Origin of the sequence: Streptomyces sp. NPDC020917 (genome assembly GCF_044333795.1) — a bacterium.
Lineage (GTDB): Bacteria > Actinomycetota > Actinomycetes > Streptomycetales > Streptomycetaceae > Actinacidiphila.
Window position 1 is genome coordinate 37,898 of record NZ_JBIRRR010000028.1, and the last position, 13,448, is coordinate 51,345.

Annotated in this window: 10 protein-coding genes; 5 read left to right on the forward strand and 5 right to left on the reverse strand. The window is 74.5% G+C overall.

All coding sequences use genetic code 11. The annotated features are described in order from the left end of the window. Positions 1-362: 362 nt before the first annotated feature. Complete coding sequence (locus ACH4TG_RS37605; protein WP_398247214.1) at positions 363-1,811, forward strand: PP2C family protein-serine/threonine phosphatase; 1,449 nt, start codon at positions 363-365, stop codon at positions 1,809-1,811. Positions 1,812-1,967: 156 nt separating this feature from the next. Here the strand turns inward: ACH4TG_RS37605 and ACH4TG_RS37610 are convergent, their stop codons facing one another. Next, positions 1,968-3,467, reverse strand: coding sequence for a hypothetical protein (locus ACH4TG_RS37610; RefSeq protein WP_398247216.1), 1,500 nt, complete (start codon positions 3,465-3,467; stop codon positions 1,968-1,970). Positions 3,468-3,694: 227 nt separating this feature from the next. Here ACH4TG_RS37610 and ACH4TG_RS37615 point away from each other — a divergent pair, with 227 nt between their 5' ends. Then, positions 3,695-4,786, forward strand: a complete 1,092-nt coding sequence (locus tag ACH4TG_RS37615; RefSeq protein WP_398247218.1) for an aminoglycoside phosphotransferase family protein — start codon at positions 3,695-3,697, stop codon at positions 4,784-4,786. Between the two features lie 258 nt (positions 4,787-5,044). Beyond that, positions 5,045-7,054: an N-acetylmuramoyl-L-alanine amidase gene (locus ACH4TG_RS37620; RefSeq protein WP_398247220.1), complete on the forward strand. Its 2,010-nt coding sequence runs from the start codon at positions 5,045-5,047 to the stop codon at positions 7,052-7,054. Between the two features lie 92 nt (positions 7,055-7,146). Here the strand turns inward: ACH4TG_RS37620 and ACH4TG_RS37625 are convergent, their stop codons facing one another. The 3 genes from ACH4TG_RS37625 to ACH4TG_RS37635 form a co-directional block, all read right to left on the reverse strand. Further along, positions 7,147-7,647, reverse strand: coding sequence for a hypothetical protein (locus tag ACH4TG_RS37625; protein WP_398247222.1), 501 nt, complete (start codon positions 7,645-7,647; stop codon positions 7,147-7,149). Between the two features lie 158 nt (positions 7,648-7,805). Continuing rightward, positions 7,806-10,511 carry an ATP-binding protein gene (locus tag ACH4TG_RS37630; protein ID WP_398247224.1) on the reverse strand — a complete coding sequence of 902 codons (2,706 nt, stop codon included), beginning with the start codon at positions 10,509-10,511 and terminating at the stop codon, positions 7,806-7,808. 364 nt (positions 10,512-10,875) lie between these two features. Beyond that, positions 10,876-11,472 (reverse strand): ABATE domain-containing protein, encoded by a 597-nt coding sequence (locus ACH4TG_RS37635; protein ID WP_398247226.1) that lies wholly within the window; start codon positions 11,470-11,472, stop codon positions 10,876-10,878. A 48-nt stretch (positions 11,473-11,520) separates the two neighbouring features. Between ACH4TG_RS37635 and ACH4TG_RS37640 the strand changes: the two genes are divergently transcribed. Both ACH4TG_RS37640 and ACH4TG_RS37645 read left to right on the forward strand, forming a co-directional pair. Next, on the forward strand, positions 11,521-12,174 hold the full coding sequence (locus tag ACH4TG_RS37640) for a pyridoxal 5'-phosphate synthase (RefSeq protein WP_398247227.1): 654 nt from the start codon (positions 11,521-11,523) through the stop codon (positions 12,172-12,174). Beyond that, a complete protein-coding gene (locus ACH4TG_RS37645) occupies positions 12,171-12,866 on the forward strand; it encodes a maleylpyruvate isomerase family mycothiol-dependent enzyme (protein WP_398247229.1) in 696 nt (231 codons plus the stop codon). Before ACH4TG_RS37640 ends, ACH4TG_RS37645 begins: the two co-directional genes overlap by 4 nt. Positions 12,867-12,992: 126 nt before the next feature. On the opposite strand, the gene ACH4TG_RS37650 is transcribed toward ACH4TG_RS37645, so the two are convergent. Further along, positions 12,993-13,232 carry a DUF397 domain-containing protein gene (locus ACH4TG_RS37650; RefSeq protein ID WP_398247231.1) on the reverse strand — a complete coding sequence of 80 codons (240 nt, stop codon included), beginning with the start codon at positions 13,230-13,232 and terminating at the stop codon, positions 12,993-12,995. Positions 13,233-13,448: the final 216 nt, after the last annotated feature.

Below are 13,448 nucleotides of genomic sequence, written 5' to 3' on the forward strand. Positions count from 1 at the left end.
GCCGGACTGGAGCGGGGGATTCCGTGGGGACGGGCGGCCGCAGCCTACCGATTCGGGGGCGGGATGTCGCTCCCGGGGCATTGGTGGAAGCCCACAACCAGGGGCGGAGCACGGTCCGCGGCGGCACCGCGCACGGACGGGGAAGCGGACGCCGGGGCGGCACGGGGTGACGCACAGGCGTCCGGGAGGCCACCCGGACGGAGCTGGCAAGTGGCATATGCCCGAAGCACCACCGGATCGGGTATCGCGGAAACCCTTACGGCCCATCGCTCGCTGTGCAACAGTCGTTACCGGCTCCTTTGCTCGCCGAGGCCGTTCGCGGCCGGACCAGCGCCTGCCAGCAGACACGTTCGGAGTGCGTCATGCCGTCCCCCACGCACGCGGATCATTCCGCGGCACCGTCGCCGGACCCCGGCACCGTGGACGCGCTGATCTCCCAGGCGCGCCAGCTCAGGACACGGGTCGACGCCGTCCTGCGGGACACCGGGACCACCGCGGAGGACCCGCAGCTGCGCTGGCAGCGCGCCCTGTGCGACCTGGCCGTGCACCAGCTCGACGACCTCGGCACCCATCTGGGACAGCTCAGGGACGGCTTCGACGCCGACCCGGAGGACGGCCTGCTGCTGGACGTCCCGCTGCGGGACCGGGCCCCGGACGCGGCCACGGTCGGCACGCTGGGGCGCGCGGGCAGCGCCGAGTGGGACCTGCTCACCGACGACGCCCAGTGGTCGGACGAGCTGTACCGCATCTTCGGCCGCTCCCCCGAGGACGGCCCGCTGACCCTGGACGAACTCCCCTCATGGCTGTTCTCCGAGGACCAGCAGCTGATGACCGAGAAGGTGACCGGGTGCCTGGTGGACGGGCGGCCGATCGACGGGGAGTTCCGCATCGTGCGGGCGGACGGCTCGGTCCGCACGGTGCACATGGTGGGCGAGCCGGTGCTCGGTGCCGACGGCGGCACCGTCTCGATGTGGGCGGTGATCCGCGACGTCAGCGATCTGCGGCGCAGCCAGCGGACGCTCAGGGAGACCCGTGACTCCCTGGAGCGCCAGCGGCAGATCGCCCAGACCGAGCGCCGGCTGGCGGTCGAACTGCAGGAGGCCGTGCTCCCCCCGTGGCGCGGCACCCTGCAGTTCCCGCAGGACGGCGGGCCGGTGACCATGGACCTCGCGGCGCACTACCTTCCGTCCGCGACCAGCGCGCTGATCGGCGGCGACTGGTACGACGCGATGCAGCTGCCCGACGGGGCCACGCTGCTCACGGTCGGCGACCTCACCGGACACGGGGTCGCCGCCACCTCCGGCATGGCGATGCTGCTGGGCGCCCTGCGCGGGATGGCCGTCGCGGGCCTGCAACCGGGCCCGCTGATGGGTTGGCTCAACGAACTGCTCGACACATCCCCCCAGCCCGCCCTGGGCAGCGCGCTGTGCTGCCGCTACGACCCGCGCAGCCGCGTGCTGAACTGGTCCCAGGCCGGGCACCCCGCCCCGCTGCTGTTCCGCGACGGGACGGGCCGCGTACTGGACACCCCTGACGGCGTGCTGCTCGGCGCGACGTCCGGGGCCGCGTACGCCCAGGCGAGCGAGCAGCTCGCCATGGGCGACCTGCTGGTGCTCCACACCGACGGGCTGATCCCGCGGCGCATCCTGGACTCGGCCGACCCGGAGGACGGTGTCCGCCAACTGCTGGCGATGGCACCGCTGTTCGCCGAGGCCAGGTCCGCGCAGGACTGCCTGCGCATGGTGGCCGAGGAGTTCGGGGTGCCGGAGCGCGAGGACGACGCCTGTGTGCTGATCGCCAGGATCGGCTGACCGGCGGCAGGCGGCCGCCGGCCCGATCCCGCGGGCGGCCGCCGGCGTCCTCCGGTGATGGTTCTCCGTCGAGGACGGGCAGTGCTGATGAACGATCCACCCGGGGACAGACCCGGCCGGTTCGGCGGCTGGCCGGAGCTGTCCCGTGACGGCCGCTCAGGCCGGCATGACACCCTCTCCGCCGGGCGCCCTGCCCTTGCCCCGCTTCTTGGGCAGCGCCGTCTCGATCTCCTGGCGCAGGTCCTGGATGCGCGGGTCGCCGGCGTACCGGCCGGTGAGCCGGTACATCCCGCGCAGCCGGTCCCAGGTGCGGTGCGACGACGTCTGACCGATCGTCAGCAGTGCCAACCGGGCGTAGGTGTCGGCCTGTTCGGGGTCGTCCGCGATGAAGCAGGCGGAAGCGAGCGACAGGTAGTCGAAGATCATCGAGCGCTCGTGACCGCCGCTGCGCAGTTCGATCGCCTGCTTGGCGTGGATCTGCGCCTGCGCGGCGGCCGCGGGGTCGTGGTCGGCGAGGGTGCGGAACGCCAGGGCCTGCATGCCGTGCAGGTCCGCCTCGTCGAAGTTCTGCATCCAACTCGGCGGATCCACGTCGCGCCTGTCGCTCGCGAACAGGTCCTCGGCCTCGCCGAGGGTGCGCCGCATCGCCTGGCCGCGGCCCATGGACGCCTGCGCCCACGCCTCGATCGTGTGCAGCATCGCCCGGGTGCGCGGCAGGGCCTGTTCGCCGGAACCGGACACGGCCAGCTTCATCAGGTCCATGGCCTCGTCCGGCCGGCCCAGGTGGACCATCTGCCGGGCGGCTCTGGACAGCGCCTCGCCGGCGCGCGGCCGGTCGCCGCCCTCGCGCGCGGCGTGCGCGGCGATGACGAAGTACTTCTGGGCGGTGGGTTCCAGGCCCACGTCGTGCGACATCCAGCCGGCGAGCACCGCGAGGTTGGCGGCCACGCCCCACAACCTGCGCTGCAGGTGCGGAGGATGGCGGTAGGAGAGCATCCCGCCCACCTCGTTGAGCTGGCCGACCACGGCCTTGCGCTGCAGACCGCCGCCGCGGGAGGCGTCCCAGGCGCGGAACACCTCCACGGAGCGCTCCAGCGACTCGATCTCCTGGGAGCCGATGGGGGCCGCCTCGTAGCGGTCGTACGCGGCGGGCTCGGCGTCCATCGGATCGTCGAGCACCGGCGCGTCCGCCGCCAGGGCGGGGTCGGTGTGGAGCCAGTCGTACATGGCTGTGCTGAGAACGGTGCCGGAGGCGAGCGCGGCGCCCGCGCCCACCAGACCGCGTCGGTTGAGCATGAGGTCCATTCCCGTGAATTCGGTGAGGACCGCGGCGGTTCGCTCCGGCGGCCAGGGAAGGCCGTCTCCAGTAGGTTTCCTGCCTGTCTGCCGGCGCCGGTCGAACCCGAGATCCTCGATGGTCACGACACGGCCGAGGCGCTCGGTGAACAGCGCCGCCAGCACCTTCGGCACGGGCTCGCGCGGCGACTCGCCGGTGTCGATCCAGCGGCGCACCCGCGAGGTGTCGGTCGCCAGCTGCGGGTGGCCCATGGCCGCCGCCTGCCGGTTGACCAGCCGTGCGAGTTCGCCCTTGGACCAACCGGTGAGGCCGAACAGGTCCGCGAGTCTGGTGTTGGCCGGGTTCGCTTCGTCGTTCACGTCAAGCCCCCAGGTTCCTCGGCACTGTTGAGACTATTCCCCCCGACAATCGCCCCGCGACTATTCGCCAGGGTTCGCCAGGGTCCGCCAGATGGTCTGCCACCCGCGCCCGGGTGTCAGGTAGGAAAGCGCCACCCCGCCTCCGGTACCGCATTCCCCAGGGTGCGGTGCCGGGCCGGGAGTGGCGTCCCGAAGTCGTAGGCACACGAAGGGAACTGCTTCCTCTCATGTATTCGGCATCGTCCTCCGTGTCCGCCCCGCCCCGGCCCGCGTTCCCCAGCGTCGCGGAGCCGGTCCTCCGGCAGCCGATCCGGCGCCCCGCGACCGCCCTCCGGCGGGGCGGCGCAACGGGCTCCCATCCCCTCAGCGGGAGACTCGACTTGACCGGCCCTCAGGGGGCCCAGCTGCGCACCGCGGTCGCCGCGGTGCAGCGGATCTGCCCCGAGTTCACCCCTGTGCAGCTGCTGCGCCGCGGCGGCAGGACCGCCCTGCTGATCGGCACCTCCGGGCGGGCGCCAGCCGTGGCCAAATGCCTATTGGACCAGTCGCCGGCGTGGGCGGAACGTTTCCGCCACGAAATAGCGGCCTACCGCACGTTCGTCCGGCACCGCCCGCCGGTGCGGGTGCCGCGGCTGATCGCCGCCGATCCGGACAGCTGCGTCCTGGTGATGGAGCGCATGCCCGGACGCGTGGTCAGCCCGCAGCGCCACCCGGCGCAGGCACCCACCCGCGGCGACGTGCGCGCCGCCCTGCAGGCGTACTCCCGGATCGCCCTGTGGCGGCCACCGGCCGGCGCCTTCGACGCGCCGATCGACTACCCGTCGCGGATCAGCCGCTACCACGAACTCGGCCTGCTCACCGACCGGGACATGGGCGACCTGCAGAAGCTGCTGCACGGACTGGCGCATGTGCAGGGCCAGTTCTGCCACGGGGACGCGCTGCTGTCGAACGTCCTGCTGTCGCCGGCCGGGCCCTCGCTCGTCGACTGGGAGCACGCCGGCTGGTACCTGCCCGGCTACGACCTGGCCGTGCTGTGGTCGGTGCTCGGCGACGACCCGGCCGCGCGCCGGCAGATCAGCCAGCAGGCGCAGGCGGCGGGCCCGGCGGCCCGCGACGCCTTCCTGGTCAACCTGATGCTGGTGCTCACCCGGGAGATCCGCACCTACGAGACCGCGGTGCAGCGCACCATGCGGGCGCCGGGCCCGATCGCGCCGGGCGCCGCGGAGGCCGGGGAGGAGCAGCGCCTGCTGCTGCGCCGCCTGCACGACGACTGCGGGCTGGCCCGCCGGGCCGTCCGCGCGGCCGTCGGCACCCGCTGAGGGTGCCCGGCCCCGCGGCCGGGCCCTCGGCGCGGCCCGCGGACGGACCGGTTGGGGACGGGGTGCGGAAACGCGCGGCACGGGGGCCAGTGGTCCACACCAGTGACGCGCGGCTGGTCGGCGGCGCCGCCCGCGGAAAGTTGGCTGAAGCGGCGCTGACGTGGGAAGACACCGTCGTATACAGGTAGTTGACGGATGATCCGCGAGCCGATACCTGTGGGGTGCCGATCGACCGGTACCCCCTAGGAGGAGGCTGCTGTGCAAGGATCCGCTCCCCCGAACGACAGACGACGCGGGCGACGCCTGCCGCGGACCGTGACCGCCGTCGCGGCGACCGCCGCCCTGCTGCCCGTGTTCGGGACCGCGCACGCGGCCGAGCCCGCGCAGGACGGCGCCGCAGGCTCGCTGCAGCAGGCGTTCACCGCCGCCGCGCAGCAGTACCACGTGCCGCAGAGCGTGCTGCTCGGCGTCTCCTACATGGAGTCGCGCTGGGACAGCCACCAGGGCATGCCCAGCGTCACCGGCGGCTACGGCCCGATGCACCTGACGGACGCGCGCACCGCGATCGCGCAGTTCCCGCACGAGGCCCTGGGCGACGGCGGTGACGACGGACGCGGTGACAACTCCCGCCCGCTGATCACCAAGGCCACCGCCGAGGCCCCGGACGTCGCGGCGCTGCCCGCCGACCTCACCACCCTGGACCGGGCCGCGACGCTCACCGGCTCCAGCGCGGCCAGCCTGCGCGACGACGCGGCCGTCAATGTGAGCGGCGGCGCCGCGCTGCTGGCCGACACCCAGAAGTCCCTCGGCGAGTCGCTCAGCGCCGACCCGGCGGACTGGTACGCGGCCGTCGCCCGCTACTCGGGGGCGAGCGACGCGCAGACCGCCGCCTCGTTCGCGGACGACGTCTTCGACGTCATCAAGCAGGGCCAGGCCAGGACCACCGACAGCGGCGAGCAGGTGAAGCTGGCCGCCGACCCGGCGCTGGCGCCCGCCGCCGGCCAGGCGGCGCGGATCGGCCTGGTCAAGGGCAACGACGCGGGGACCGAGTGCCCGCCGGGGCTCGGCTGCGAGTGGGTGCCGGCGCCGTACGAGTCCCTGGGCACGGACCCCGGTGACTACGGCAACTACGACAAGGCGAACCGCCCGGCCGACCAGAAGATCGACACCATCGTCATCCACGACACCGAGGGCTACTGGGACACGGCGATGCAGCTGGTCCAGGACCCGACGTACCTGGCCTGGCACTACACCATCCGGTCCTCGGACGGGCATGTGGCCCAGCACGTGCTGACCAAGGACGTCGGCTGGCACGCGGGCAACTGGTACGTCAACTCCAAGTCCGTCGGCATCGAGCACGAGGGCTTCCTGGTCGATCCGGGCACCTGGTACACCGAGGCGATGTACCGCTCGTCCGCCCGGCTGGTGCGCTACCTGGCGGCGAAGTACGACATCCCGCTGAACCGCCAGCACATCCTGGGCCACGACAACGTGCCCGGCATCGCCCCCGCCTACATCTCGGGCATGCACACCGACCCCGGCCCGTACTGGGACTGGGCGCACTACATGGAGCTGCTCGGCGCTCCCCTGCACCCGACCGCGGGGCCGCAGGGCGGCGTCGTGACGATCGACCCCGACTTCGAGACCAACCAGCCGCTGTACACGGGCTGCGTCACGGCCGGCGACACCTGCCCGGCCTACGGCTCCGAGGCGGTACGGCTGTACACCGCGCCCAGTACGGACGCGCCGCTCGTCAAGGACATCGGCCTGCACGGCGCCAACGGCGCCAGCACCACCGGCGTCAACGACGTGGGCGCCCGGGCCTCCACCGGCCAGCAGTACGCGGTGGCCGACCGGCAGGGCGACTGGACGGCGATCTGGTACCTCGGCCAGAAGGCGTGGTTCTACAACCCGAAGGGCAACCGGACGGCCGTCGACTCCGCCGGCCTGGTCGTCACCCCGAAGGCGGGTCTGGCGAGCGTCCCGGTCTACGGCCGGGCCTACCCCGAGGCGTCGGCGTACCCCGCGGGCGTCCCGGTCCAGAGCATCCTGCCCATGCCGTACCAGATCCTGGCCGGCCAGCGGTACGTCGTCGGCAACGTGGTGCCCGGCGAGTACTACTACGCGGTCACGTACGACACGTCGCAGGGCCACCAGGTGGTGCGCGGCAAGGAGCTCTACTACGAGATCCAGCTCGGACACCGGATCGAGTACGTCAAGGCGAGCGACGTGACGCTGCAGCCGTCGACGGTGGGTGCGCCGCGCTGACGCGCGGCTGACCCGCGGGACGGGCACGGAACAGGGGCGCCACCGGATCCCTCCGGTGGCGCCCCTGGTGCGCCGGGGGGACGCTCCGCGGCTCAGCCTGCCTGGAACATGGCCGCGGGCAGCGGCTTCAGCAGCTGGTACAGGTCGTCGGTGATGGGCCGGTCCCAGGTGGCGATGGTCACCTGCACGCCGTCGCTGCGGTCGAACTGCGCGCAGGCGACCCGCGACTCGGAGATCTTGATCCGGCGCACGACGAGCAGCCCGTCGGCGTGCCACACCGGGGTGTCCTCGATCTCGGTCACCTCGACCGGCTCGTCGTTGCCGAGCGCGGCGAGCAGCTGGGCGACCTCGAACGGCACCTGGCCGTCCTCCAGCTCGCGGGCGGGCGAGCCGGGCGGCAGGTTGCCGATCAGCATCGCGGGGCCGCGGCCGCCGAACAGGTCGTAGCGCAGGTAGATGCCCTGGCAGCTGCCGTCGGGGCCGGGCAGCAGTCCGGCGCCCAGGTCGCCGGGCCAGTCACCGGGGTCCATCGCGAGGACGTCGAAGTCCGGCCCGGTGGGCGTGGCTGCACTACGGCGGCGGAGGAAGGACATGTCGCCATCGTACGGGTTCCCGCAGGCCGGCGGGACCGGCCGATCGCCCGCAACTGCTGCTGGGAGGGCGTGCGCGGACGGGGTGCGCGAGCGGCGTCAGGAGCGGTGTGCGCGCACGCCGGGCCCGCACGGCGGGCGGGCGGCCGCGCGCGGGCGGGTCACGCTCCGGGGCGGCCCACCGCGGGGGCGGTGCGGGGAGCGGTGGCCTGCCGCGGGAGGAGGGCGGCGATCTCGGCGCGGGCGCGCTCGGCGAGGCCGTCGGCGCCGCAGCGGACGGCGGCCGCCAGCCCGCGGTCCAGCTCAGCGACCGCCGCCGCGGTGGCGCCCGTGCGGCGCAGCGCGGCGCCGTGCGCGACCAGGGCGCAGGCGAGCTGGTAGGCCGACGGCGAGCCGGTGAGCCGCCGCACCGCCTCGGCCAGCAGCTTCAGCCCCTCGTCGGTGTCGCCGACCACCTCGGCGGCGACCCGCAGCGCGTGCCCGATCGAGGAGTCCGCGCCGAACTGCCGGGCGCGGGCCACCGCGTCCAGGGCGGTCGCCCGGGCCTGCTGAGGCGTGTCGTGCGCTTCGGCGAGCGCCAGGTCGAGCTGCCACGGGCACCACGCCGGGTTGCGCATCCCGCGCGGGTCGAGCCGCCGCCCGACGGAGGACAGCTCGGCCACGGCCTCCTGGTGCAGCCCGCGGGCCAGCAGCAGTTCGCCGTGCACGGCCTGCGCGTCGGGGAAGGTGACCGCCGCGGGGAACGGCTTGCGGAAGTCGTACGCGGCGGCCAGCGCCGTGGCCTCCTCGGTGCGCCCGCGGGCCAGCAGGATCTGGACGAGCACCGCGACGGAGTACCACTGCACCGGGGTGCCGCGTCCGACGCGGTCCGCCAGCCGCAGCCCGTCGCGGGCCAGTTCCTCCGCCTCGGCGAGCCGGCCGCAGCGGTACCGCAGGTAGCCGTGCAGCAGGTAGCCGAACGACAGGTGAGCGCCGCGCCAGCCCTCGCGCTCGAAGTCGGCGATACCGGTCTCGAACAGCTCCTCGGCCCGGTCGGGCCGGTCGGCGTAGACATACGTCATGGCCACCAGCACCGGCACCTCGAAGCCGCGGCTGTCGTCCGCCCACGGCAGCCCGCCCTCCAGGGCGCGGCCGGCGTGCCGCAGGACGGTGGAGGTGTGCTCGCCGCGCAGGGTGGCGTCCCAGGCGCGCAGGCCGATGATGTAGCGCTCGGTGAGGTCGCGGCCGGTGAGCCGGTCCGCGAGGCGGGTCAGCCGCCGCGAACGGCTGGGCGAGTCGGGCTCGTCGGCGCGGAAGGCGTCCCACATGAACTGCTCGGACTGCATGCGCAGCCGGGTGCGCGCGCTGGTCGCGGTGCGCGCGGCGTCGCCCACCACCTCGGCGGCCTCGCTGAGCCGGTCGCTGTGGGCGAGGCACTGGGAGAGCCGGAACAGGATGCCGTCCCGCAGCTCCGGGTCGTCGATCGGCTCTTCCAGGGCGGCGCGCAGGTGGTTGACCGTGGTGGACGGCTCCAGCAGCTGCGAGGAGCAGCCCAACTCGTACAGCACGGCCGCGCGTTCGTCGGGCGGCGGCGGTTCGCGCAGCGCCCTGGCCAGATGGCTGCGGGCCGCCTCGGGCGCGCCGGCCCGCAGCATCTCCCGTGCGGCGGAACGCAGTTGGTGGACCACCCACGGGTCGCCCTCGGGGTGGGTCTCCAGCAGGTGCCGGGCGGCGGCGGCCGGGCCGAGGCCGGCGTCGACGACCGCCCAGGCGGCCTGCCCGTGCAGCGCCACCCGCACCGCGTCGGGGATCGCCCGGTAGACCGCGGTGGCGATCAGCGGGTGGACCCATTCCAGGGTGCGGCTGCCGGTGAGGATGCGGGCCTCGCGCAGCCGGTCGGCGCAGTCGGCGGCGGTCTCCCGGCCGAGTCCGGCGACCGTGGCGGCCAGCGCCGGCTGGACCTCGGTGCCGAGCACCGCCGCCGCCCAGGCCAGGCGGACGGTGGAGGGGCCGAGCCGCTCCAGCCGGGTGATCAGCCCGGCGCCCTTGACCGCGGCGGCCAGGTCGCGCAGCAGATAGGCGCTGGTGCCGTCGGGGCGCAGCCCGCGGTCGAGCACCTTGGCGGTCAACTCGACGGCCTCGAAGGGGTTTCCGGCGGTGACCGCCCAGCACTCGCGGCAGAACGCGTCGTCGGCGTGCGCGCCGACCGAGTCGCGCACCAGCTGCCCGATGGCCGCCTCGGTGAGCGGCTCCAGGCCGATGGGACGGTGGCCGGCCCGGCCGGGCAGCCCGCGGAACGCGTCGGCTCCGGACGGGAGTTCGTCGGGCCGGTAGGCGACGACGATGAGCAGGTCGAGTTCGTCGGCGCGCGGGGCGAAGGCGGCGAGCCAGTTCAGCGACTGCGGGTCGGCCCAGTGCGCGTCGTCCAGCACCAGGACGGCGGGGGCGAGGTGCACGGCGAGATGGGTGAGCACCCAGTCCAGGCCGTCGCGCAGGCCCTGCGGGTCGGGGGCGGGACCGTCGGCGGTGCACAGGCCGAGGGCGGGGCCGACGATGCCGTACCAACTGCCCAGCGTCTCGCGGACTTCGGCGTCGGTGCCGCCGGCCAGCCGGGGCTGCAGCAACTGCCGGGCGACATGGAAGGCGACCTGCTGCTCCTGGTCGCCGCCGCGGGCGGACAGCACGGTGCAGCCGCGGGCCGCGGCCCGGGTGCGGACCTCGTTCATCAGGCTGGTCTTGCCGAGTCCCGCCGGTCCCGCTATGGCCAGCAGCCCGCCGCGGGCGGGGCCGTCGGTCCCGGTGAGAGCGGCCAACGCATCGTCCACCGCGGCGAGTTCGGCCTCGCGCTCCAGCAGCGCACGCCGGTTGCGCGCCTCGCGCTGCGCCATACGTCACCCCCTGCCGACGGCTGCCGCGTGCGCCGGGCGCACGCCCCTGCCGTACGGACATCTGTCCGGTGGCCTCACAGCGTACGCCGTCGGGTGCGGCGTGTAAGGGGGAACAGCCGTGCCGGTTCGCCCCTGGCAGAAGGCGGCTCGGCACGGCTCGGCCCCGACCCTCCCACGGCTCCCTTCTCCCCCACCACTGCGCTCCCGCGCCCTTCCCCCCCATGCGCCCCACGTGCGCCCCCCCTCGGCCCCGGAGCGTCGCCAAAGGGGCCGTCCGGGGGCCCGCCAGAGGCTGCGCCGGACCCGGCGGCCGGGGTCCCGCGTGCTGGGAGGCGGGCGTGCCGGACGGCGTGACCGCCGCGGGTCAGCCGGAGTCCGGCACCCGGTGGCGGGCGTGGTGCCGGGCGACGCGCGCCCGGTTGCCGCACGCCGGCTTGCACCACTCCTGGCGCGGATGGTCCTGCACGAAGTAGCGCACGCACCGGGGGGCGGGGCAGGCCCGCAGCCGCGCGCGGTCGGGCCCGGCGAGGAAGGTGGCGGCCGCATGGGCCAGGCCCGCCGCGAGGCGGTCGGCGGGACGTGCCGCACCTGCCGGTTCGAACCCGGCCCGCGGCGGCTCCCCTGACGGCCAGTCCAGGCGCGGCACGAGCGGCACTCGGCTGGCGGCCGCGTTGAGCGCGGCGAGGGCCGCCTCGGCGTCCGGCAGCCGTCCGGCGTCCGCCGAACTCGGCGGCCCGGGCAGCACGGCGCGGGCGAACAGCGCGCGCACGGCCGTCCGCACCGCGACGACCGCGGCCAGCGCCCCGGCGTCCGCCTCGTAGCCCGCGGGGACGAGGGCGGACGCGTGCTCGCGCGCCCAGCGGGTGAGCCCGGCGGGTTCGGCGAGGTCGTCGGTGACCCCGCCGTGCCCGTCGTGCCGGATGGTGACCGCGAGGGCCACGGCCAGATGATCAGCTGCCATGGACTAATGGTATCGTCAGCACACACCATTAACAGCGAGGGGGTGTCCGTGTCCGACCTCCGCGAAATCCTGCGCGGCATCGAGGTGTTCTCGGGTGAGCTGCCGGTGTTCGACCTCACCGATCTCCCGGCCGACCCGCACGACCTGTTCACCGAATGGCTGCTGGCCGCACTGCGGGAGGGGGTGCGCGAACCGCATGCGATGACCCTGTCCACGGCGGGCCCGGACGGCGCGCCGACCGCCCGGGTGCTGATCCTGAAGGACGTCTCCCGCGAGGGCTGGCAGTTCGCGTCCGGTTCCGGCAGCCGCAAGGGGCGCGACCTCGCGGCCCGACCGGCCGCGGCGCTCACCTTCTACTGGCCGCAGTCCGCCCGTCAGGTCCGGGTCACCGGCGACGTCACACCGGCCACCGCCGAGGACTCGGCCGCGGACTTCCTGGCCCGCTCCCCAGCGGCCCGCGCCGAGGCCCTGCTGGGCCGGCAGAGCGAGCCGCTGGCGGACCTCACCGAGCGCGACACCGCGGTGGCCGCCGCGACCGAGCGCATCACGGGCGACCCCGGCCTGGTCGCCCCGCAATGGACGCTGTACACGCTGCGCGCCCGCAGCGTGGAGTTCTGGCAGGGCGATCGCGAGCGCCGCCACACACGTGTCAACTACGTCCGCACGGACGACGGTTGGGATCGAGGACTGCTGTGGCCGTGACCACCACCGAACCGGCGGCGCTGCAACGCGCCCTGGCCGCCGGCCAGGACCGGCTCAGGGCCCTGCTGCCCGGCCTGACCGAGGAGGCCGTGCGCGCACCGAGCCCGCTGCCCGGGTGGAGCCGCGGCCATGTGCTCAGCCACATCGAGGGTGTGGGACTCGCACTGGCCCGGCAGGCGCGCTACGCGCAGCGCGGGCAGCGGATCGAGGTGTACGACGGCGGCCGGCCCGCCCGCGACGCCGCGATCGAGGCGGGACACCGGCGCAGCGCACCGCAGTTCACCGCGGCGCTGGCCGCCGCGATGGACGAGGTCGAGGCGTCGTGGGCGGCACTGGGCGCCGGCGACTGGGCGCGGCCGGTGCGCTACCGGGACGGCGTCCTGCTGGACGCGGGCCTCGCCTGGTGGCGCGAGCTGGAGATCCACACCGTGGACCTGGACCTCGGCCCCGCCTTCGCCGACTGGTCCGCGGAGTTCAGCGGGCACGTGCTGGAGTTCCTGGCCGTGCGCATCCCGCCGGACGTCCGGCTGACGCTCACCACGCAGGACGGCGAAGCCGTCTTCGGGCACGGCGGCGGCACTCCGGTGAAGGTGACGGGCACACTGCCGGATCTCGCGGCATGGCTGGCCGGGCGCCACCCGTCGGCCCCGCTGGGCGGGGACCCGCTGCCCCAACTCGGCCCCTGGCCGTAACACCACGCGCACAACGGGGAGTTCACGGACGGGATCCCCGTCCCGGCGGTTGCGGTGCGCCGGGACGGGACCCCTCGTCCGGGTCGAGCAACGCGGGCCCACCCCTGGGGGACGCCCGCGGGAGCCTCAGGTGAGGTCGAACTCGCCGTCGCGCGCGCCGAGGACGAAGGCACGCCACTCGGCGGGGGTGAAGATGAGGGCGGGGCCGTCGGGGTTGCGGCCGTCGCGCATGGCGATGTACCCCTCAACGAAGGCGATCTGGACGTCGCCCGAACCCTGGCTGCTGGACAGCCACTCCACGCCGGTCAGATCGATCTGCGGCTTCTTGCCGTTGGCCAACGGCTGCCCGATGGTGCTTTCGGCCACGTCCGCTCTCCTCCCACGTCGTCGCTCCGTCCAGCCTATCCGCCGCAGCGCCGGCGGGCGCAAGTTGCGCGAAGCCGCCCGCGACACCGCTCTTTCGGGTAGGGGGACGGCCCGGCACTGGCGGCACGGACCGTGCCTGGATCCGCCAACTCCCTTGTTTCGTCGGCCTGTTGGATCACCGGACGGCGTTCCGGCGGTCCGGGTAGGGTCGCGATC